The following is a 20,295-nucleotide window of genomic DNA, read 5'->3' as shown; positions in this document are numbered from 1 at the left end:
GTCAGCTCCGGTCCAGGAGCTGGGCGGCCAGAGCGCGGGCGCTGGAAGGGGCTCCACGCGTCCCCTCGCCGGGGTGCCCGTGGGCCTCGTCCAGGGTGCGCAGGAGGCTGCGCGCGCGTTCGGTGGGGGCGCGGTCCAGGACCGTGGTGCCGGTGGCGGCCTCCTGGGTCGGGGCGTAGCCGGCCGCGCGCAGGGCCGTCAGGGTCTCCTCCGGTGCGGCCGTGGAGATCAGGACCGTGGGTGCGATCCGGCGCAGGCCCAGTTTGGCGAGTCCCCGGGTCTGGGCGACCTCGGCGATCAAGGCGGTGTCGTCGGAGCGGATGCAGCAGGCCGAGCGGACGACGCGCAGCCGCCCGTGCGTACGGGCGGTGTCCTTGATCGTGTAGGTGAGGGGCTGCGGCAGCGGGGTTTCGCGTTCGCTCACCCCCGTCAGCCGGTCCAGGAGCTCGTCGGCGCTCCAGCCCGCGTCCATCGCTCGGCGCAGGGAAGCCGCGGTGATCCGCCAGACGACCGCGTGGCCCTCCGACTCGATGTCGCCGACGGCTGAGAGGAGTTCGGCGAGGTCCGGGGCCGGGGCTCCGGTGACCGTGGCCGTCAGGTCCGTCTGAAAGCGCGCGGTGGTGCTCGGCGCGGGGAGTGTTTCGTACAGGGCGGCGCGGAGGTTGGTCACCGCCCGGGCAAGAGCCGGGCGGGCGGTCAGGTCGTCGCCCAAACCGTCCGCTCCGAGGGCCGTCGGGTCCGTACCCGCGCCCGGTACGGCGGGGTAGTGGTGGCCCGCGCCCGCCTCCAGCAGTGCGCTGACCGCACGCCCCACCGGGGTGAGGGCGCCGTGTGCCACCAGGCCCAGCAGCTCGGCCTCCTCCAGGGTCGACCGGAGGCGGCCCGAGATGTCGTCATCGCCCAGCAACTGTCCTGTCGCGTCGCTCGCGAGGAAGGAGCTCAGCAACGGCTGGTACCAGGCGGCCCGTTCCAGCAGTTCGGCGTACGACTCCGCCGTCAGGTCCAGGCCCTGGCCGTTCGCCAGTCCGGCGAGCGCGCACAGAGCTCCTCGGCGCAGCGGGACGGCGTACCCGTCCTGGGGGCTGATCAGCGCCACCGGAGACTCGCCGTCGTCCGGCCAGTGGGTGAGCACCTCGGGCACCACCGCCCAGGCCGCGATCAGCGGCATCAGCTTCCCGGCAGGCGCGGCCGCCACCCACGGGTCGTAGCGGTCGCTGGGGAGGAGACGGGCCGCGGGCTTGGGCGCCGCCTGCCGCCTGCGGCGCGCAGGTGCGGGCTCGTCGGCCTGTGGGGCGGCCAGGCCGGCGTTGACGGCGAGGTCGAGCCACAGGCGGGTGTCCGCCTCGCTCGCACCGGCCGACTTGGCCAGGCGCCGGGTGTCCCGTACGGCGATACCGCCCGCCTTGCGGACAGTGACCGGCTGCGCGGCCAGCGCCCGTAGGACCAGCTCCGCGCGCCAGGCGGCCGCTCCGGCCGCGGCGCCTCCCTGGCCGTCCCAGCCTCGCGGCAGCGGGATGGTGCGGGTGAGCGGTTCCGGCTCCAGGCGGGGACGGGGCGCGCCCTCGCCGTCGCGCAGAGCGCGGGCCACCTCGTACGGGAGTTCCGCCAGGTCCGGTCCGGCGGGAAGGAGCAGGGCACGTGCGGCAAGCCAGTCGGTGCCCTCGTCGCCGCTGCCACCCTCCCGGAACGTGTACTTGGCACTGGGACCCGCGTACGAGCCGTACTGGGTGGCGAAGCAGTGGGTGCGCAGCAGGGGTGGCCCGAGGACCAGGTTGTCCAGCAGTTCGCGGGCCCGGGACGGCGCCTGGGCCACCAGGTCACGCACCTGGACCGGATCGGCGAGCAGGGCGGTGATGCGGGCCTGGGCCTCGGGGCGGGTGCGTGCCGCGCTCTCGCCGAACAGCACGGTGGCGATCCGTTTGACCTCGGGTGCGTTGTAGGCGGCCGTCAGCAGCCGGTCCGCCGGCCTGCCGTAGCCGTCGAAACCGGCCGCCCGGACGTGCAGCAGGGGTGGGACCGCCAGTTGGCCCTTCGGCGCGGGAAGCAGCAGTCCGCGTTCCCGTAGGCGGGCGAGGGTGTTCGCCGCCTGCCGTCGCGCGCCGCCTTCCGTGAACCAGGCCAGCACCGCCTTCTCGGGCACCAGCCGTTCGGACGGCTCCACCTGCACGGTGACCGGCACCGGGCGCCATCCGTACTGGGCCCGGGGCTCGGCCTGCCCTGTGACGGGCCCGTGCTGCCGCAGGGCCAGCGCCGCGACCGAGGCCAACAGCTCCATCTCCCCCGCGGTCCCCGCCGTCAGTCCGCGCGCCACCGACTCGTCCGCGAGCAGATGCTCGGCGAGTTGGCGGAGCGTCGAAATGCGGGTGTAACCGGCAGCGAGAGGGAGATCCCGTTCCTCAAGCAGGGCGGTCAGCTGTTGTTCCGGAAGCTGCTTGAGCCACTTCTCCAAGGCGGTGCGCGAGTTCACCCCGCCAGCGTAGTGCGAGGGGCGCTGCGGCATGCGGGCTTCCCCGTGCCGTGACCTGCCCACCGCTCCCCCTGCGGCGCGCAGGTCACACCCACCCCCGTCAGGTGAGCGTGTTGGTGAGGTGCGGGCCTATGTAGCCGATGAAGATGCCGTGGGTGGTGCAGGAAGCGTCGTAGTAGTGCAGGCGCGGGGCGACCGTGTTGCCGCCGCCGATCCTGATGTGCGCGCCCATGAAGACCTTGCGGGTGGGGTCGACGTCCACCGGCACGGGGAAGGTCCGTTCCCTGCGCCAGTCGGTCTTGGTCTTCACCGACTTCGACTCGTCCCGCACGATCTTCCGCGGCGAGATGGCGTGCTTGCCGTCGGGCACGTCCTCGCACCACTGCTTGAAGTCCCTCGAGGTCTCCCCGCCGGCCGCGGCGTCGGCGTAGTCCCGGAGCGCTAGCAGGGCGTCCCAGGTCATGCGCCCCCAGGACGAGCCGTACGCCTGGTCGTCGAGTTCCAGGGTGACCTTGCGGGCGCCGGTGAAGTGGACGTGGGGCATCGCGTCGATCCGGCCGAGGATCTCGGCGAAGGACGCGGGTTCCGCGGGGCCGGGTTCGATCGGTGTGTACGCGGCCTCGCCGGCGTTGAGTACGAGGAGCCGGTTCTGGAGCACCCGCACCTGGGCCTTGGCACCCTGGAGCTCCCGGTACTGATCGTCGTACTCGACGGCCAGCATCGACTCGCCCCGCCGTGCCTGCTGCAGTTCCTGCTTCAGGTCGCGGATCTCGTCCGCCCGGACCCTCTGTTCGCGTCCCGCCTCCTCCAGGATTTCGAAGAGGGCGTGGTTCTCGTCCCGCAGCCGCTGCAGCTCGGACGTCCCAACGCCTTCCTTGGTCCGGGCACGGAGGACGGGGACGGAGTCGAGTTCCGTCGGCAGCGGGGCGTGCGTCGCCAGACTCTGCGGGAGCTGGGCGAGGAGGCGGCGGGCCCGCTGCGGGCTCTCGACGACGGCCCTGCGGGACATCACGCGGTGGCGCTGGCCGTCGGCCGCCCAGGCCGGGTCCACTCCCGGCAGGTAGGTGCGGATCCCGCCGGCGAAGACCTGGTGGTACTCCAGGGCCCGGTTGAAGTGCGGCTCGGCCTCGGGCGCGAGGACGTAGAGGATGGCCAGGCCGGCCAGCGGGCGGACGAGCGGGTCCACGGTGCGTTCCAGCCAGGCTTCGAAGTCCACGCCGTTAGGGGTGCTGGCCACGACGACGGGCAGGCGCCGCCCGTCGTCGCACAGCTCGTCTATGACGCAGTCGACGTCGTCGACCTCGATGACCTGCGGCATCCGCGTCACGTCGGCGAGCCCGTCACGCGCCCGCAGTACGTCGAGCAGGCTTCCGGCGAGCCGGGGGGTCTTGGCCGGTACGGGGAGCGCGTCGGGGTCGTCGGGGAGGTGCTCCACGTCCAGCTGGACCCAGGTCGGTCCGGCTCCGGTCTGGCGGATCACCACGGTCGTCTGCCAGGTGCCGTCGGGGGTGGTCTCGCGGAGCCGCCAGCGTCCGTAGGCTCCTGACGTCCCGGTCGCGGAGTCGTGGTCGAGGGTCACACCGCGGGCTATCTCGTTGCGCCCTTCGGCGAACGCGTCGATGTCGTACGTCTTCGGCGGCTCCTTCAGCCAGCTCCGCAGCCGGTCGTCGACCTGGGCTCCGGTTCCTACGTAGTCGAGTCCGCTGGTGACGACCATGCGGTAGCGGCGGGTGTCCACGTGGCGCGGTTCCTTCCGTACGGGGTCACGGCCTGCTGGAAGCGGGAGCGGGCGGCATCGATCGCAGGAGTTCCGCGACGTCCGCGTGCCAGGCCCGCACCTCAGCCGGGGTGGGGGGCAGTTCGTAGGTGTGGTGGTGGCAGGCGGCGCTGAGGGCCGACCAGACGACGTACCACTGGCGGGCCACCGAGGGGCTCACGTACCAGTCCAGGCAAAGCGCCTTGGTGCGGCCCCTGCTGTGGACCATGCGCGGGCTGGCGCTCCGCCAGAAATCGTCCATGGCCTCGTCCAGGGCGAGGCGCAGCAGTGCGGCCGCGGCGCGGGCGCGCAGCCCCGGCGTGAGCGTGGTCAGGGTGCCGGGCGGGGGCGTGAGGAGGCGGTCGGCGGCGGCCACGAGGTCGTGGGGGGACCGGGTCACCGGCGCTGCACCGCCCTGGCGAGGCGCTCGGTCTCCCGGACCAGGTCCATGGGGGCGGCGGACGGGGCGGGAGCCTGGTGGGCACCCGCGTTGCACCGCTCGATCAGGGTGCGCGCCCACGGCCCGTGGTCCTGGGCGACCGCGGCGAGCACCTCGGCCGGTGCCATCGCACTGTCGTAGAAGGCGAGGGCGGCCAGCTCGGTGAGCTTGTGCGTCCTGGCGATCCTCGCCTCGATGTCGTCGTGGCTGTGGCCGTCGGCCCGCAGCCGGCGCCGCGCGGGCTCCAGGTACGCCGCTTCCAGCGCTCCCCGGCACATCTGGGGCAGCACCCGGTCGGCGACGTCCTGCGGCACGTTGCGGTCACTGGCCACGGCCCGGGCCTCGCCGAGCGCGAGGGTGACGGGGTCGTCGGTCCGGGTGACCCGTACGACGGAGTCGGTCTGCCGGGAGACCTGCATGATCGTCGCGGGGACGCGCAGCCGGTGGATGGCCTGCTGGAGGCGGGTGTCGTGGGTGAAGACGACCACTTGGCGGTGCTGGGAGTGGAGTTGGAGGACGCGGGCGAGCCCTTCGACCTTCTCCGGGTCCATGGACTGTACGGGGTCGTCGATCACGAGGAAGCCGAAGGGGCTGCCGCGGTGCGTGGCGCGCGGGAGGAACAGGGAGAGCGCGAGCGAGTGGAGTTCGCCCTGGCTCATCACGCCGAAGGCGGGCGCGTCGATCGTGTCCACGGAGGCGTCGAGGACGACCTTGCGCGCGTTGGCGGTGCCCGCGAGGCTGATCGGGCCGAGCGAGACGCTGCTGCGTTCGCACAGCAGTTTCCAGATGGTCTGCGACTGGTCGGCGAAGGGCCGGAGCCGTTCCTCTCGCAGTTCGTCGGTGACCTTCCTCAGCCACGCCCGGCCGTCCTTGATCTGCTTGACGAGCGGACGGGCGGCCTCCGCCCGCTCGGCCTCGCGGAGGCATTCGGCGAGGCGCAGGGCAAGGGGCTGCCATCGGCCGTCCTGCTCTGCGATCCGGTCCGCGGCCTCCTCGCTCAGCTGTCGGCAGGCGTCGGCCAGCGCGGCCGCCACGCGCTCGGTCCGGTCCGCGAGTTCATGTGGATCGGCGAGGCCCCGGCAGGCTGCCCATTCGTACCAGAGGGAGGTGAGGGGCGAAAGGTCGCCCTGGAGCCAGCCCGGAACCGGCTGCACCAGGTCGTGTACGGCTCGCACCGCGGCCGCCAGGTCCTCCCGGGCGGTCTGCGCCTCGGCGGCCTCCCGCCGGAGCCGTTCGACCTGTTCCCGGGCGTGCACGGACCAGTCCTCGTCGAGGCGGCTTTCGCCGCCGCACACCGGGCAGTCGGCGGACCGCGGGTGGCGGCGGCGGTGGTCCAGGGCGCGCTCCAGCAGTCCGATCAGCTGTCGGGCGTCCTCGGCGGTGGTGAACCGCGCGTCCTCGGCAACGGCGGCGGCCTCCCGGAGCCGGGCTGCCGCGACCGCGGCCTCGCGCGGGTCGGGTCCTTCGAGGCCGGCGAGGCGGCGCAGGCGGGCGAGCTCGGTGCCGTCGGTCGCGACCTGGCCCTTCAGCAGCCCGCGTAACCGGTCGAGGTCCGGCCGACGTCCGCTCAGCGCCGCCACGGCCTCGGCGGCCCGCGGGTCGTCCGACTGTGACAGTTCGGCGCTCACGGCGCGGATCAGGTCGCCGGCTCCCGTGACGGTGTCGGTGAGTTTCTTCGCGCGGGCGCGGGCTTCGTTGTCGGCGTCGCCGAGCAGGTCCAGGCCGAGGATCTGCGCGAGCGCGTCGTGCAGGGCGCTCATCCGCCCGTTGATCATCGCGCCGAGCTCGCTGTACGAGAGGAACGGCCGGTAGAGCGCCAGGTCCTCGGCGTCGATGACCTCGCGCGAGTCCTGTTCGGGGCCGCCGGGCCGGTGGACGACCGTCCGGGAGTCTTCCAGGCCGTCCCCGTGCCAACTCCTGCGGACGGTCAGCGGATCGCTCTCGCCGTCGAGGCACAGCCGCACCGATACCTGCGGAGCGGTGTGGTCGTGCAGGTTGCGCCAGCCCTGCTTCCAGACCTGAGTACGGTCCTGCCAGCGGAAGTTGTCTCCGGTGAGCACCATCTCGGCGGCCTCGGCGAAGCTCGACTTCCCCGAACCGTTGCGGCCTGCGACCACGGTGAGGCCGGGGCCGGGTGTGAGGTCCAGCGTGGCGGCCGGTCCGATGCCGCGCCAGCCGGCCGCCGAGATCGACCGCAGGTAGACGGGCCCCGCCCGCCCGGCACTTCTGGCCCGCGGCTCGGGCAGCAGCTCGGCCACCAGGTCCCGCGCCGCGGGGTCCAGCCCGGAGACGGCGAGGCGGCCGAGTACCAAGTCGCGGAGGGAGGTGTGGGGATGGTCACTCACGGCGGCTCCTTGCGGTGGCACGGGGGCGGCGCTGATCGAACGGTTCGCCCATGTTGCCCGAGTCCGCCGCCCCCGGGAGGCGGAACCGTCCAGCCAGGTCACCGGTCCTGCGGCTCGGTCCGCCCGTGCCCCGGTGCTGCGGTTCCGGTGGTCCGTACGAGGGGGGTGGGGTCGGGTCTGTGGGTTTGGGGGGTGGGTAGGGATGGGGGGCGTGCGTAGGGTGGTCGGTGAGGCCGCATAGTGCCGTTGACCTGGTGCTTTGCGGGGAGAGCTCGCATAGGGATGGGGCGGCGCGGATGCGTGAGCTGGTGGAGACGGCGCGGCAGTGGGTGGCCGAGGGGCGGGCGGGGTATCTGGCCCGGCCCGTGACCGAGCAGGGGTTCGGGCCGCGGGATCCCGCCGGGGCACTGCTCGTCGACGCGCGCGGGGAGTGTGTCGGGGCCCTGTACCGGGGGGTCTTCGACGCCGAGCTCGCCGCCGAGGCCGGGGCCGTGGCGGCCGGGGACACCGCGCGGGTGTGCGAGGTGTCCGTGCGCGCGGCCGAGGCCGCGGAGGCGAAGCTGACCTGCGGCGGGCAGGCCGAGGTGCTGCTGCAGCCGCTGTCGGCGATCCCGGCCGAGTGGTGGGAGCTGCTCGGCGAGGGGGCCGGGGTGGCGCTGGTGACCCGGCTGAACGAGGCCGCGGATCAGGCTGTCAGTGAGGTCGTACGGGCCACGGACGCGCCGCGTGACGACGCCGGGCGGCGCGCCGGGGAACTGCTGGCCACCCGGCGGCCCGGGCGGGACGCGCTGTACTCGGAGACCGGGCTGGTGCTCGTCGAGGCGTACCCGTCGGCCCCGTACGTGGTCATCGGCGGCGGCGGCGAACTCGCCGGGATCATCGAGCGGCAGGCCGCCCTGCTGGGCTGGGGCACGCAGCTCGTGAACGCCGCGCCGGACGCCGCGAAGGTGCTCGCGGATCACCGGGACGCCGCCTGCCTGGTCATGCTCAGCCATGAGCCGGACTTCGACGTTCCGACGCTGCGCACGGCACTGGACCTGCGGATCCCCTACGTCGGGGCGCTGGGGTCGCGGCGGACCACGGCGCGGCGCCGGGACGGACTGATCGCCGCCGGGGTGGACGAGGCCCGACTGGCGCTGGTGCACGGGCCGATCGGGCTGGACCTCGGCGCCAAGACGCCACCCGAGACGGCCCTGGCCATCTGCGCCGAGATCCTCGGGGTGCTGAGCGGCCGGGCGACCCCGGCGCTGCGCGACTCCGACGGCCCGCTCAGGGGATGAGACGGCCCGCTCAGGGATGAGCGGGCACGCCCCCGGCGGAAAAGGAGTTGATGCGGGGCACGGCGGCTGGCACGCTCCCCCGCATGACCTTCGTAGACGCAGTAGACGGAAAGGCGGGCTCCGCCGGGCGCCTGTGAGCGCCCGGGAGTTCGCGTACGAGAGCGAGAACAAGAACGCGTACGAGCACGTCCGCGTGCGCGAGGCGTGCGCGCTGCGGGACGAGTGGCTGGCGTACGGGCTGAGGGCCCGGCCGGCCGAGCGGGCGGACGCCGAGGACGCGGTCGGGGAGATCTACCGACTGCTCGGGGAGCCTCCGCCGCGCTTCGCATGGGTGGCCTCCCCGGCCGCCGCCCTCGATGCCGTACGGGACGAACCCGGCTTCCGCGCCGGGTTGTTGCGGCAGGCCGATCGGCCGCAGACCACCCGCGCCTGGCCGTTGCCGGACCGGCTCGCCCGCATGGAGTCCGGCCTGCGGCACCGGCTGGGCGAGGCGGTCGCCGAACCGTGGACGCCGCCCTGGTCGCAGCGCGGGCCGCTGCCGCCCGGGACTCCGGCCGACGAGGCGCTGGCGGCCGGGTGGTCGGTGCGGCGGGTGCTGCGCACGGCCGTGGGGGACGCGCTGAAGGTCTCGGTCTCGGACGCCGTGAGGTCCACCGTGCGCAGCTCCGTGGGCAGCGTTCCCGGGCTGATGACCTGGTACGGGCAGCACGCCGCGCACTGGGTGGGCTACTACGACGTCTGCGCGCGGGTCGGGGCCGCCCGGTACCGGTCCCCGGACGCCGCCGAACTGCGGCTGTGGGCGCGGCTCGCCCGCGCCACCGGGTGGTGGTGGGCGGCGCCGGGGCTGTGCGTGATGGCCGAGCGGCCCACCGCCGTGCGTACGGAGCCGGCTCCCGCGGCGGTGCACGGCGAGATCCGGCTGCACGGCGAGGACGAGCCCGCCGTGCGGTTCGCGGACGGCAGCGCGGTGTACGTGCTGCACGGGACCGTGGTGCCGAAGTGGGTGGTCACCGGGCCGACCGTCGAGCGGATCCATGCCGAACCCAACATCGAGGTACGGCGCAGCGCCATCGAGCGCATCGGCTGGGACTCCTACGTCGACCAGGCCGGGCTGAAACTCGTCGGGACGGCCGATGATCCCGGCAATCCCGGGTTTCGGCTGAGCCTGTACGACGTACCGGCCGGGGTCTGGGGGCGGCGCGGGCGGCTGCTGCTCACCGTCAACGGCTCCGTGGAGCCGGACGGCCGGCGGCGGCGCTACGGGCTCGGGGTCCCCGCGCATCTCGACGATCCGCTCGACGCGGCCGGGTGGACGTACGGCGTGAGCGGGCGGCAGTACGCGCAACTCGTGCGCAGGACATGACGCGCGGGACGTGACATGCGGGACATGACACGCGGGACATGACACGCGGGACATGACGGTTCATGAGGTTCATGACGACAAGGCAGAGGTGATGCATGTGGTGACGCTCGGGGAACTGACGGAACGGACCGGACTCGACGTGCTGGAGCATCTCGCGCGCGAGATGGCGGTTCCGGTGGTCGACGGGATGCAGGCGCAGGGCGACCTGCTGCTGGTGCCGATGGGGATGCTGGGGCATGTGGGTCTGGGGCGCGGTTGGTCCCCCGACCCGAGGTGGCAGGACGTACCGCCCGAGGGGATCGAGCTGCTGCGCAGTACGGCGGGCGGGAACCCGCACACGTTGGTAGCCGATCCGCAGCGGTGCCGCTGGACGGACGAGGTCACGGACCCGACCGGGCTGGCGCTCGGTGCGCTGGAGGCGACGGCGGTCGCGTACCTGATCCACCCGGAGCACGGCGCCACGGGCATCGCGCCCGGGCGCTACGTGGTGCGGCGGCAGCGGGAGCGGGCGCTGGGGGCGGCGCCGGGGCCGTTGCGGTCCCAGCTGTTCCGCGGGGCGGGGAACCAGTTCGTCTGCGACTGACCGGGCCCGCCCGACCGGGGCTCGGGGAGGACCTGCCAGGCAGGACGGGGCCCGGACCGACCGGCCTCAGTCGCCCAGGGCCCGCTTGAGCTGGGCCTTGTTCATGTCCGAGCGGCCGTGGACGTTGCGGCGCCGGGCCTCCGCGTAGAGCTGGTCGTACGTGGGGCCCTGCGCGCCGGAGTGGGAGTGCAGGCCGCCGCGCCGGGACGAGGACATGTCCTCCAGGGACTCCTTGCTCGCGGTCTTGGATTCGCCGGCCCGGGCACGTTCCTTGTTGACCGTCCGGGCGGCGATCTCCTTGGCCTTCTCCTCGGACTCGCCGCGCTGCTCGACGCTCTCCTTGATGTGTTCGTACTGGCGTTCACGCTTGGGGGAAGATCCACGGGGCATGACCGGCCTCCTTCTCCGCTGGGGCTTCCGCACCGGGCGCGTACCCCGGACGGCGCAAGGTATCCCCGGTAGAACAGCGCATATCGCGTCGAAGTGCGGGAAAATGGGCTTCATGGACATGATCCTGAGCGTGGACAAAACGCTGACCGACATCGCGTGGTTCCTGGTCGTCGGGATAGCGATCGCCGGCTTCCTGCTCGGCGGGTTCAAATTGGGTCAGCGGGTCCGGGCGAAGGAGCCCCCGCCGCCCACCCCCGAGAGTCAGCCCCATCTGCCGAACGGCGGAGCCGTCTACGAGGTCCGCGAGGAGCGGGACCCGGTGGAGATCCCCGAGGGCGGCCTGAGACCGCACGACATGCAGGGGTACGGGAACTTCGGCTCCATGACCTCCGACCACCCGGACGATGTCCGGGCGAGACGCGAGTCCGGTTACAAGAAGGTGGAAGGGCCCGGTCCGCACCCACAGCCCGGTGCTCCCCCGGACGCGGGACGCGGCGCCCACAGCTGACGCCTACAGCCCACGGCCGCCGCCCGCCGCCCGCCGCCGACAGGGCCACCTCTCCCTCTGACCCGCGCCTCCCGCGCGGGTCAGAGGCCTGTCCGCAGCCTCGGAGGGCCGTCCGGCGCCTCAGAGGTCCGTCCGCAGTCGCAGCACCTCCGGCGGCGGGTGCCGGGCCGAGGTGTGCCGGACCTCCGCCGTCAGCGGCGGGTCGAGCGGCCGGTAGGGGACCTCGCCGAGCCCGATCGCCGTGACCGTCGCCCCGGCCGGAGCCGCCTCGGCACGGCCGGCCACGGCCGCCGCCACCTCCGCCCGCAGGGCCGCCGTCAGCGGGCTCGACACCAGCGGGGTCTCGTCCCCGACCGGCAGGACGAGCACCAGGGCGAGCGGGCGGCGCGGGGTGCCGGTGTAGCCGACCACCGCCGCGTCGCGGACGTCCGTGTGCCGGAGCTTCTGCCAGCCGCGCCGCCCGGCCGGGTAGGTCTGGTCCAGCCGCTTGATGACCAGCCCCTCGACACCGCTGGCGGGCAGGGTCTCGTACCAGGTGGCGGCCAGTTCCGGGTCGGTCGTCATCGGCACCGGCTGCAGCGGCGGCCCGAGCGGCAGCAGCAGGTCGACCAGGAGCGCGCGGCGGCGCTCGTACGGACGCCCGCGCAGGTCGAGCCCGGCCAGTTCCAGCACGTCGAAGGCGGCGTACGAGGCGGGCAGGCTCTGGGCCAGTACGGCGGCCCGCGCGGCCGTGGCCGCCGCCCGGCGCTGCACCAGCGCGAAGTCCGTCCGGCCCGCGTGCCAGACGACCACTTCGCCGTCCAGGACCGTCCCGGCGGGCAACTGCTGTGCGGCCACTGCCAGATCGGGGAAGGCGCTGGTCACGATCCGGCCGGAGCGCGCCTGCAGCACCACGTCGGCCTCCGAGCGCACGACGACCAGGCGGTGGCCGTCGAACTTCGGCTCGTACGCCAGGCCCGCCCCGCGCGGGAGGGTCCGTACGGCGGTGGCCAGCGCGACCCGGATCACGGCCCGGCTCCCCGCCCCCTGGGCAGCCGGACGGCCAGGCCGGGGTCGATCAGCGGCCCGAACAGGTCCCCGTCGCGCTCCAGCCGCGGCCCGATGTCGTCGGCGAGGAAGACCAGGTCCTCGGGGGTCCGGCAGGCCTCGACCTCCTCCCACGACACCGGCGCGGACACGGTCGGCCGGGCCCGCGCGCGCAGCGTGTAGGGGGCGGCGGTGGTCTTGGCGGCGGCGTTCTGGCTGTGGTCGACGAAGACCTTGCCGGGGCGCAGGGCCTTGGCCATGCGGTGGACGACCAGGTCGGGGAGCTCGCGCTCGGCCTCCTGGGCGAGGAGCTTCGCGTACGCCGACACCTGCTCGGACGGGGTCGGCTCCAGGGGCACGGCCAGGTGCATGCCCTTGGAGCCGGAGGTCTTGGCGTAGGCGTGCAGGCCATCGGCGGCGAGCCGGTCGCGCAGCCAGAGCGCGGCGGCGCAGCACTCGACGACGGAGGCGGGCGCGCCGGGGTCGAGGTCGAGGACCATCCGGTCGGCGACGGCGGGGGCGCCGGCGGGCCACTGGGGGGTGTGGAACTCCACGACGAGGTTGGCGGACCACATGAGGGTGGCCATGTCGGCGACGACCACCTGCTCGGCGGAGAGGTCCTCGGAGCGGGGCACGGGGGTGGTCTTCACCCAGGCGGGTGCGCCGGGCGGCGGGTTCTTGGTGAAGAAGAGCTGGCCGTCCGGGCCGTCGGGATAGCGCAGGAAGGACACCGGCCGGTCGTGGATGTGGGCGAGGAGGGAGCCCGCGACCGTGGCGTAGTAGTGGAGCACCTCGCCCTTGGTGAAGCCGGTCTCGGGATACAGGACCTTGTCGAGGTTGCTGAGCGTGATGCGACGGCCCTCCACCATTGTGATCGGCGTCATACGATGAGACTGCCACGAATCAGGAGGAACCGTGCGATCCATTTGGAACGGGGCGATCTCCTTCGGCTTGGTCAGCATTCCGATCAAGCTCGTGAACGCCACCGAGAGCCACTCGATCTCCTTCCGTCAGATCCACCTCGCCGACGGCGGGCGGATCCGCTACCGCAAGGTGTGCGAGCTGGACGGCGAGGAGGTGCCGGGCGCCGAGATCGGCAAGGGGTACGAGGAGGGCGACGGGTCGATCATCCCGATCACCGACGAGGACCTGGGGCAGCTGCCGATCGCGACGGCGAGGACGATCGAGATCATGTCGTTCGTACCGGCGGAGGAGATCGATCCGCTGCAGATGGACGCGGCGTACTACCTCGCGGCGAACGGCGCGACGGCGGCGAAGCCTTACACGCTGCTGCGGGAGGCGCTCAAGCGGAGCCGGAAGGTCGCGATCGCCAAGTACGCGCTGCGGGGCCGGGAACGGCTGGGCATGCTGCGGGTCGTCGACGACGTGATCGCGATGCACGGGCTGCTGTGGCCGGACGAGATCCGGCAGCCGGAGGGGGTGGCGCCGGAGGCGGACGTGTCCGTACGGGAGGCCGAACTCGACCTGGCGGACGCGCTGATGGCGACGCTCGGGGAGGTGGAGCTGTCCTCGCTGCACGACGACTACCAGGAGGCCGTGGAGGCGATGATCGCGGCGAAGGCGGGTGGGGCGTTCGAGCCGCCCGAGGCCGTCGTGGAGCCGGCCGGGGGCAAGGTCATCGACCTGATGGCGGCCCTGGAGAAGAGCGTGAAGGAAGCCAAGGCCTCGCGGGGCGAGGAGGGTGCCGAGGCCGAGGTGACGCCGATCCGGCGCAAGGCGGCCGCGGCGGCGCCCAAGGCGGTGGGCGGGAAGAAGTCGACGGCGGCTTCGGCGAAGAAGACGGCGGCGGGCGCGACGAAGAAGACCACGGCTGCCGCCAAGTCCACGAAGGCGGCGAAGTCGGCGAAGTCGGCGAAGACGGGGAAGTCGGCGAAGACGGGGAAGACCGCCAAGACCGCCAAGACGGCGGCGACCAAGTCCACTTCGGCGACGGCGAAGAAGACGGCCGCGGCCGCGAAGAAGGCTGCGCCGCGGAAGCGGACCTCCGCCTGACCCCGGGCGGGGAGGGGCGGGGCCTGCGGCGCTTCCCCTGCCCGCCCCTTCTCGAACCGGCGACTCCGCCCCCCTAGACCTTCGCCTCAATCGCCGGCGGGGCTACACCTGCCACGTCCGCACGTCGCGGGCCAGCGTGAACAGGGCTTCGATGTCCGGAGGTTTGAGGGCGGCCGGGGATCTGCCGAGGTCGGCGGCGGCCGTCGTGGGCTGGAGGACGCGGATGTCGCGGACCGTGGGGGCCACCTCGACGCGGGAGGCGTCGGCCACCGCCAGGGCGGGGGTGACCTGGGCCGTCAGGGCGAGGGTGGCCAGGGCTGCCGCGCGGCGGGCCCAGCGCGGGTCAGGGCGGGGTTCCGCGCGGCCGACCGTGAGCAGGAGGTCGCCGACCACCGCGCGCTGGCGGCGGCCCGGGACCGAACGGACGCAGAAGATCCCGGCCGGGCCGATGAGCAGGTGGTCGATGCGTCCCGTTCCCGGGAGCGGGACGCAGTGCAGGATCCGCCAGCCGTCCGCCTCCAGGGCGTCGCAGGCATCCCCCATCCGCTGCTGGGCCGCCAGGTCCTGGCGCAGCCGGTGCCGCGCCCGGCTGCCCGCCGGACCGTGTTCCAGCTCCCCCAGCAGGGTCTCGCCGGGGCGGTTCGGGGCCAGGTCGGCGTCCGGCGGGAGCGCGAGGCCGGCCAGGTCGGCCGCCGTGGGTACGGGGGGCGGGCCGATCGAGACCGTTCCGCTCAGGTAGGGCCGTAACACCGCCAGGATCGCCTCGCGGTGGTCGTTCGCCAGCACGCTGATCCGGTTCGCCTGCCGGTCGTACCAGGCCACCGCCTGCCCGTCGGGCAGGTTGACATACAGCCGCCCGCGGCCGGGCCGGCCGCTCGGCAGTACCTTGAGTCCCCTCATCGCCCTCACCCCCGCGCTCCATGGGAGCAGCCGGGACGCCGCACGGCAATCCCCCGGTTGTGTAACGACTCCGACGTGACCCTGCGACACCGCTGTTACACGAACGGGGCGCTGTCGCAACGGCCGGCGCCTAAATTTGTCGCACCTGGAGACGCCAGGCTCTGAACAGCACCGAAGGGCTTCCCGTGAGCACCGTCAGCCGCCGCACTCTCGTTCGCGCCGCCGCCGTGACCGCATGCGCCGGAAGTCTGCTGGCGCTGCCCACCGCCGCCGCTCTGGCCGAGGGCGTGCCCGCGGCCTCGTCCGCGCGTTCCGCGGGTCCGCAGGGGGTTCTGGTCAAGAGCCTCTCCCTCGCGGACGGCACCTCCACGGCGAAGGTCTACCGCCTCGCCGAGGGCGCGTACCGGGCGGACATCCTGACCGCCGAGGGCCACAAGGCCGCCAGCCTGACCAGCCGCAACGGCATCACGGACTTCGGCGGGGCAGGGGAGCTGCACGCCTCGCTGGAGCCCGACGGGCGGCTCACGTCCTGGGTGGGCGACGCGCCTGCGGGAGGTGTCGCGCACGCCGTCGGGGGCGAGGGCCACAAGACCGGTACCCGCAGCGGGCAGGTCGTGCCCGCGTCGGCGCCGAAGGCGCCGGACGGCGGAAGCGGGGCCGTGGCCGATGGCCCGGCCGGGGTGCTGCGCCTGAACACGCTGGCCGACGGGCCGGGCGAGGGCGTGCTGCTGCTCGCCGCGGGCGGCGGTATCGCGGCCATCGGCGCCGCCGGGCTCGGCTTCGCGATGCTGCGGCGCGGGCGGACCGAGACCTGAGGCGCGACGGCCGCTGTCCGTGGGCGGGCGGCAGTCGTCCGCAATCCGCCGTCCGCCATCCGCCATCCGCCATCCGCCATCCGCCATCCGCAGACGGAAAATGCTGCAAGCGAAAAGGGCATACCTCCGCATAGGGTTGACGAGATCGAACGTCGTACCGCGCGGACAGGAGGACGCTGGGGTCCGTGAACACGCTTTCCTTCCGCTCGGCCGCCGCCTCCACCGCGCAGGCGCTCGCGGCGCTCGCCCTGGTCACCCTGCTGGCGGGGTGCGGCGACAGCGGTGGCCTGGCCGGGGCGGGTTCGACGCCGACCGCGAGCGGACCCGTACACCTGTGGCCCGACCGTCAGGGCGCCGTCGTACCGCCGGCCGATCCGGGCGGTGCCCCGCCCGAGTACGTCAAGGGGATCCCGGCCGTCCGGGATCAGGACGTGCACGGCGTCGACCCGGTGGCCCTCGTCCAGGCGGAGCTGCGGGCCCATCGGAAGACCGACGTCGGCGCGGACGGGATGCCGCCCGAGACCGTGGCCGCGATCAAGGATTGCGGGACGGAGGACGCGGAGCCCGGGGAGTGCCCGGTGCTGGCGCCGTACTACCGGGACCTGACGGGCAACGGCAAGGACGAGCTGATCGTCGGGATCGAGTTCCCGGACAAGATGATGTCCGTACGGGTGTACACGGCGGACGAGGACGGCAGGCTCAACCGGATCATGGCGACCACGCAGACCGTCATCACCGTGGACCTGGCCGGGCGGGACGTGATCCTGCGCGCGCCCAGCGGGAACAACGGCTACGAGCTGATCACCGCCTGGTCCTGGGACGAGAAGCAGCTCACCATGCTGCCGACGCGCGAGCAGATCGTACGGGTGCCGGGGAATCCGCAGGGCCCGGCGAGTCCGGTCGCCAGTCCGGCCGCCAGTCCGGCGGGTCCGGGCCCCGGTCCCGCGCAGAAGGCACCCGGTGCGGCGGGCACGCGGGGCACGGGTGACGGGCCGGGCACGGGTCCCGGCGACGGGCCGGGTACGGGCCCCGCCGACGGGTCGGGCGCGGGCTTCGGACCGGCGGGCACGGGCGGGCCGGTCACGCCGTGAGATCCCGGCTGCCCGCCTGGACGGCGTCGCTGACCTGGAAGTCGGCGTGCTTCATCGTGGTGATGTGCTGCTCGCTGGCGGCCGTGCTGGGTGCGCTCGTACACGTCGAGGTGACCCGGCAGACCGTGGCCACGGCGCGCGAGAAGGCGCTCGCCAAGCTGCACGACGCCTCGCGGGCGTACGAGGCCGGCGAGGCCCTGCCGCCGGAGTCGGGGCTGGATCCCGAAGGGCTGCCGCCGCAGTTGCGGGCGCTGGCCGTCGGCGGGCACCGCGGGACGATCGTGGCCGACCACCGCGGCCGCCCGACGATGTGGGCGGCGGCGCCGGCCGACGGGCGGGCGCTGGCCACCGCCGTCGACTACGAGCAGAGCGCGCGCACGATCAGCGGGCTGGACAACGCGATCATCGGGTCGTCGGTCCTGGCGATCGGCGGGACGCTGCTGGTCGGCGCCTTCGCGGTGACCCGGGTGACGCGGCGGCTGCACCAGACGGCCACGGTGGCCCGCCGGATCACGCAGGGCGACCTGGACGCGCGGGTGGGCGATCCGCGGACGAAGGACCCCTCGCGGCACCAGGACGAGGTGGCGACCGTGGCCGGGGCGCTGGACACGATGGCGGGGAGCCTGCAGGCGAAGCTGGAGAGCGAGCGGCGGTTCACGGCGGACGTGGCGCATGAGCTGCGCACGCCGCTGACCGGGTTGCAGGCCGCGTCGGAGCTGTTGCCGGAGGGGCGGCCGACGGAGCTGGTGCGGGAGCGGGTACGGACGATGCGGCAGCTGACGGAGGACCTGCTGGAGATCTCGCGGCTGGACTCGGGCAGCGAGGCGGTGGAGACCGACCTGCACCAGCTGGGGCGGCTGGCGGGGCGCGTGGTGCGGGCTTCGGGGACGCGGACGGAGGTCGTGGTCGTCCGGGACGCGCACGTGGAGACGGACCGGCGCAGGCTGGAGCGGGTGCTCGGGAATCTGGTGGCCAATGCGCACAAGCACGGGCGCGAGCCGGTGGTGCTGACCGTGGACGGGCCGGTGGTGACGGTACGGGACCACGGGGACGGGTTCCCCGACTACCTGCTGTCGCACGGTCCGCAGCGGTTCCGCAGCGGGGCGAAGTCGAAGGGGCACGGGCTGGGGCTGACGATCGCCGTCGGACAGGCGGAGGCGATCGGGGCGCGGCTGGAGTTCCGGCGGGCGGAGGGGGGCGGGGCGCTGGCGGTGCTGTCCCTGCCGGGCTCCTAGCGGAGGGCGGGGCGGGGTGGCGGCACCAGCCCCGGCCCGGCACCAGCCCCGCTCCGGCCGCAGCACCGGCATCGTCATCGGCCCCGCACCGGCCGCTCGACCTCGCCCGCGGGGCGGTTACGGGCGGGGGGCCTTGGTCCAGGGCCAGCGGACCTTGGGCTTTTCACCCGAGGGGGCGAAGGTGTACTTCCAGCCCTTCTGGAGGCCCAGGCGCTTGGAGTAGCCGGCCGCGACGCGTTCGTAGAGGAGCACCGTCGGGGGGCCGCCGTCGGGTGCCGGGACGGGGATCTCGTACCACTTCGGGGGGTGTCCGGTCGGGCCGAGCAGGATCGGGAGGACCCGGCCGTCCATCGGGCCGCCCTCGAAGGGGGTCGGTTCGCTTCTCACCCCACCAGTGTCACAGGAGGTGCGCCGCCTCGGAGACCACCGGGATCACGCGGCGGGCCAGGACGCCGACCGGGCCGTCCGCCGATTCCAGGGCCAGGGCCGCGCGGGCGGCGGAGGCCGTCTCCGGGTCCGTGGCCGCGGTTGCGGTCAGCAGGGCGATGAACTGGTCGACCAGCCAGTCCCGGAGGGAGTCGACCTCCGGCTGCTTGCCTTCGTCGATCCAGATGAGCGAGGCCGCCTCGACCGCCGTGATCCAGGTGCGGACCATCATGCGCAGGCGCGGTCCGGGTGCGGGCACGGACAGGTGGACGAGGATCTGTTCGGCCGCCGCGCGGCGGATGCCGTCCACCGTCGCGGTGGTGCGGGAGGTCTCCACGACGCTGCCGCCCTGGAGCAGGGCCGCGAAGCCGGCGTCGTGTTCGTCGACGAAGGCCAGGTACCGGTCGAGGGCACGGGTGAGGCGCTGGGTCAGGGGGCCTTCCTGGGGTTCCGCGAAGCACAGTTCGAGGACGTCCGCCGCCGAGCGCAGGGCGGCCTCGTACAACTGCTGCTTGCCGCCCGGGAAGTAGCGGTAGACGAGGGGGCGCGAGACCCCGGCGGCTTCGGCGACGTCGTCGAGCGAGACCTCCTCGGGCGCCCGGTGCGCGAACAACGACAGTGCGGCGTCGAGGAGTTGGGCTCGCCGCTCCTCGACGCTCAGTCTGCGGTAGGCGCGTACGGTCATGCCCGGCAGCGTAGACGACCTTCCTACGCCAGGAGGCCCGAGCTCTTCCACAGCCTGCGGCCAGCTCCTCGCAGGACGCCGATGTCGTCCAGGAAATCGGTGAGCCGCTTGGCGCCGGTCTGCATGACCTCGCGGCGGTGGCCGCTCGCCTTGACCTGGGCGACGGCTTCGCGGCGGTCCAGGCCGATGTTCTCGTAGACGGCCGGGTTGACGAAGGCGAGGGAGAAGACGCGGGCGGCCTCGCCGCAGCTGATCCGGGTGAGTTCCTGTTCCCAGCGCGGGGCCGTCAGCATCTGGCGGCGCAGTTCCTCGCGGGCGTACCGGACGTGCCGGGCCTCCTCGATGACGTGGATGCGGGTCACGCCGCGGACGAGGGGCTGGACGCGCTCGTCCGGGAAGGTCAGGCGCTGCATCCAGTCGAGGATCTCCTCGCCGAGGAGGGTGCAGGCGAAGGAGCCGGGGGTGGTGGAGATCGTCTTGAGGACGCGGGCGAGGTTGTGGTTGACGCGGGAGACCGGGTACGCGGGGGCGCCGGCCTTCTGGATCATGCGGGCGAACATCATCGAGTGGCGGCACTCGTCGGCGATCTCGGTGAGCGCGTAGCGCACGTGGTTGCTGGTCAGGGACTTGTCGTAGATGTGGCGGACCAGGAGCTGCATGAGGATGATCTCGAACCAGATGCCGAGCGAGCCGAGCGCCGCCGCCTCGTGGCGGGAGAGGTCGATGCGCTGCTCCTCCCCCATCTTCTTCCAGAGCGGGGTGTCGTAGAGGGACAGCAGCTCCGGGGGCCAGTAGTACTTGCCTTCGACCATCGGGGCGTCCCAGTCGAGTTCCTTGTCGGGGTCGAAGGAGTGCTTGGCGGAGGATTCGAGCAGCCGTTCGGCGATCTGCTCGCGGTCCTTGAGCAGGCCGAGTGCGTCCCTCAGCGCGGTTCGTTCGGTCACGGTCGTCATGGCTTCGGATACCTCGCTCG

19 protein-coding genes are annotated in these 20,295 nt (G+C 73.5%); 8 read left to right on the top strand and 11 right to left on the bottom strand.

Features of this window, described 5'->3' with window-relative positions; genetic code table 11:
* Position 1: 1 nt before the first annotated feature.
* The 4 genes from ACGFYQ_RS05565 to ACGFYQ_RS05550 form a co-directional block, all read right to left on the bottom strand.
* Entirely contained in the window at positions 2–2,467 is a 2,466-nt protein-coding gene (locus tag ACGFYQ_RS05565; RefSeq protein ID WP_393740257.1) for a helicase-associated domain-containing protein, read from the bottom strand.
* A 100-nt stretch (positions 2,468–2,567) separates the two neighbouring features.
* Positions 2,568–4,205: a hypothetical protein gene (locus tag ACGFYQ_RS05560; RefSeq protein WP_393740255.1), complete on the bottom strand. Its 1,638-nt coding sequence runs from the start codon at positions 4,203–4,205 to the stop codon at positions 2,568–2,570.
* Positions 4,206–4,230: 25 nt separating this feature from the next.
* On the bottom strand, positions 4,231–4,623 hold the full coding sequence (locus ACGFYQ_RS05555; RefSeq protein ID WP_393740253.1) for a hypothetical protein: 393 nt from the start codon (positions 4,621–4,623) through the stop codon (positions 4,231–4,233).
* Positions 4,620–7,007, bottom strand: a complete 2,388-nt coding sequence (locus tag ACGFYQ_RS05550) for an AAA family ATPase (RefSeq protein WP_393740251.1) — start codon at positions 7,005–7,007, stop codon at positions 4,620–4,622. The genes ACGFYQ_RS05555 and ACGFYQ_RS05550 overlap by 4 nt, the downstream gene beginning before the upstream one ends.
* Positions 7,008–7,303: 296 nt before the next feature.
* Between ACGFYQ_RS05550 and ACGFYQ_RS05545 the strand changes: the two genes are divergently transcribed.
* The 3 genes from ACGFYQ_RS05545 to ACGFYQ_RS05535 all read left to right on the top strand — a co-directional run bounded on the left by ACGFYQ_RS05545 (position 7,304) and on the right by ACGFYQ_RS05535 (position 10,233).
* Positions 7,304–8,287: an XdhC family protein gene (locus ACGFYQ_RS05545; protein WP_393740249.1), complete on the top strand. Its 984-nt coding sequence runs from the start codon at positions 7,304–7,306 to the stop codon at positions 8,285–8,287.
* A gap of 133 nt (positions 8,288–8,420) precedes the next feature.
* Positions 8,421–9,650 (top strand): DUF6745 domain-containing protein, encoded by a 1,230-nt coding sequence (locus tag ACGFYQ_RS05540; protein WP_393740247.1) that lies wholly within the window; start codon positions 8,421–8,423, stop codon positions 9,648–9,650.
* A gap of 52 nt (positions 9,651–9,702) precedes the next feature.
* On the top strand, positions 9,703–10,233 hold the full coding sequence (locus ACGFYQ_RS05535) for a hypothetical protein (protein WP_393740245.1): 531 nt from the start codon (positions 9,703–9,705) through the stop codon (positions 10,231–10,233).
* A gap of 66 nt (positions 10,234–10,299) precedes the next feature.
* Here the strand turns inward: ACGFYQ_RS05535 and ACGFYQ_RS05530 are convergent, their stop codons facing one another.
* The gene (locus ACGFYQ_RS05530; protein WP_393740243.1) at positions 10,300–10,623 is read right to left on the bottom strand and encodes a plasmid stabilization protein; all 324 of its coding nucleotides are present in this window, start codon (positions 10,621–10,623) and stop codon (positions 10,300–10,302) included.
* Positions 10,624–10,735: 112 nt separating this feature from the next.
* On the opposite strand from ACGFYQ_RS05530, the gene ACGFYQ_RS05525 reads away from it, so the two are divergent.
* A complete protein-coding gene (locus tag ACGFYQ_RS05525; protein ID WP_393740241.1) occupies positions 10,736–11,131 on the top strand; it encodes a DUF6479 family protein in 396 nt (131 codons plus the stop codon).
* Between the two features lie 120 nt (positions 11,132–11,251).
* Here the strand turns inward: ACGFYQ_RS05525 and ACGFYQ_RS05520 are convergent, their stop codons facing one another.
* Positions 11,252–12,136, bottom strand: a complete 885-nt coding sequence (locus tag ACGFYQ_RS05520; RefSeq protein WP_393740905.1) for an ATP-dependent DNA ligase — start codon at positions 12,134–12,136, stop codon at positions 11,252–11,254.
* Positions 12,136–13,041: a non-homologous end-joining DNA ligase gene (gene ligD, locus ACGFYQ_RS05515; RefSeq protein WP_393740239.1), complete on the bottom strand. Its 906-nt coding sequence runs from the start codon at positions 13,039–13,041 to the stop codon at positions 12,136–12,138. Before ligD ends, ACGFYQ_RS05520 begins: the two co-directional genes overlap by 1 nt.
* 31 nt (positions 13,042–13,072) lie before the next feature.
* On the opposite strand from ligD, the gene ACGFYQ_RS05510 reads away from it, so the two are divergent.
* Positions 13,073–14,170, top strand: a complete 1,098-nt coding sequence (locus ACGFYQ_RS05510) for a Ku protein (protein WP_393740237.1) — start codon at positions 13,073–13,075, stop codon at positions 14,168–14,170.
* Between the two features lie 102 nt (positions 14,171–14,272).
* Here ACGFYQ_RS05510 and ACGFYQ_RS05505 read toward each other — a convergent pair whose 3' ends face one another.
* A complete protein-coding gene (locus tag ACGFYQ_RS05505; RefSeq protein ID WP_393740234.1) occupies positions 14,273–15,070 on the bottom strand; it encodes a nuclease-related domain-containing protein in 798 nt (265 codons plus the stop codon).
* 185 nt (positions 15,071–15,255) lie between these two features.
* Between ACGFYQ_RS05505 and ACGFYQ_RS05500 the strand changes: the two genes are divergently transcribed.
* The 3 genes from ACGFYQ_RS05500 (at position 15,256) to ACGFYQ_RS05490 (ending at position 18,211) form a co-directional block, all read left to right on the top strand.
* Positions 15,256–15,885, top strand: a complete 630-nt coding sequence (locus tag ACGFYQ_RS05500) for a hypothetical protein (protein WP_393740232.1) — start codon at positions 15,256–15,258, stop codon at positions 15,883–15,885.
* A 185-nt stretch (positions 15,886–16,070) separates the two neighbouring features.
* On the top strand, positions 16,071–16,976 hold the full coding sequence (locus ACGFYQ_RS05495; protein ID WP_393740230.1) for a hypothetical protein: 906 nt from the start codon (positions 16,071–16,073) through the stop codon (positions 16,974–16,976).
* Positions 16,973–18,211, top strand: coding sequence for a histidine kinase dimerization/phospho-acceptor domain-containing protein (locus ACGFYQ_RS05490; protein WP_393740228.1), 1,239 nt, complete (start codon positions 16,973–16,975; stop codon positions 18,209–18,211). The genes ACGFYQ_RS05495 and ACGFYQ_RS05490 overlap by 4 nt, the downstream gene beginning before the upstream one ends.
* Positions 18,212–18,328: 117 nt before the next feature.
* On the opposite strand, the gene ACGFYQ_RS05485 is transcribed toward ACGFYQ_RS05490, so the two are convergent.
* The 3 genes from ACGFYQ_RS05485 to ACGFYQ_RS05475 are packed head-to-tail and all read right to left on the bottom strand — an operon-like array spanning position 18,329 to position 20,275.
* A complete protein-coding gene (locus tag ACGFYQ_RS05485; RefSeq protein ID WP_393740226.1) occupies positions 18,329–18,598 on the bottom strand; it encodes a hypothetical protein in 270 nt (89 codons plus the stop codon).
* Positions 18,599–18,608: 10 nt separating this feature from the next.
* Positions 18,609–19,322, bottom strand: a complete 714-nt coding sequence (locus tag ACGFYQ_RS05480; RefSeq protein ID WP_393740224.1) for a TetR/AcrR family transcriptional regulator — start codon at positions 19,320–19,322, stop codon at positions 18,609–18,611.
* 23 nt (positions 19,323–19,345) lie between these two features.
* A complete protein-coding gene (locus ACGFYQ_RS05475) occupies positions 19,346–20,275 on the bottom strand; it encodes a diiron oxygenase (RefSeq protein WP_393740222.1) in 930 nt (309 codons plus the stop codon).
* Positions 20,276–20,295 lie beyond the last annotated feature (20 nt).

The sequence above is a fragment of the Streptomyces sp. NPDC048258 genome (assembly GCF_043201995.1).
Taxonomy (GTDB): Bacteria; Actinomycetota; Actinomycetes; order Streptomycetales; family Streptomycetaceae; genus Streptomyces.
The sequence above is the reverse complement of the archived record's forward strand: the minus strand, read 5'-3'. Positions and strand labels throughout refer to the sequence as shown.

Bases quoted from the DNA above. Each gene is read 5' to 3' on its own strand.
- ACGFYQ_RS05545 (WP_393740249.1), top strand. From the start codon at position 7,304: ATGCGTGAGCTGGTGGAGACGGCGCGGCAGTGGGTGGCCGAGGGGCGG.
- ACGFYQ_RS05535 (WP_393740245.1), top strand. From the start codon at position 9,703: ATGACGGTTCATGAGGTTCATGACGACAAGGCAGAGGTGATGCATGTG.
- ACGFYQ_RS05530 (WP_393740243.1), bottom strand. From the start codon at position 10,623: ATGCCCCGTGGATCTTCCCCCAAGCGTGAACGCCAGTACGAACACATC.
- ACGFYQ_RS05525 (WP_393740241.1), top strand. From the start codon at position 10,736: ATGGACATGATCCTGAGCGTGGACAAAACGCTGACCGACATCGCGTGG.
- ligD (WP_393740239.1), bottom strand. From the start codon at position 13,041: ATGACGCCGATCACAATGGTGGAGGGCCGTCGCATCACGCTCAGCAAC.
- ACGFYQ_RS05505 (WP_393740234.1), bottom strand. From the start codon at position 15,070: ATGAGGGGACTCAAGGTACTGCCGAGCGGCCGGCCCGGCCGCGGGCGG.
- ACGFYQ_RS05480 (WP_393740224.1), bottom strand. From the start codon at position 19,322: ATGACCGTACGCGCCTACCGCAGACTGAGCGTCGAGGAGCGGCGAGCC.
- ACGFYQ_RS05475 (WP_393740222.1), bottom strand. From the start codon at position 20,275: ATGACGACCGTGACCGAACGAACCGCGCTGAGGGACGCACTCGGCCTG.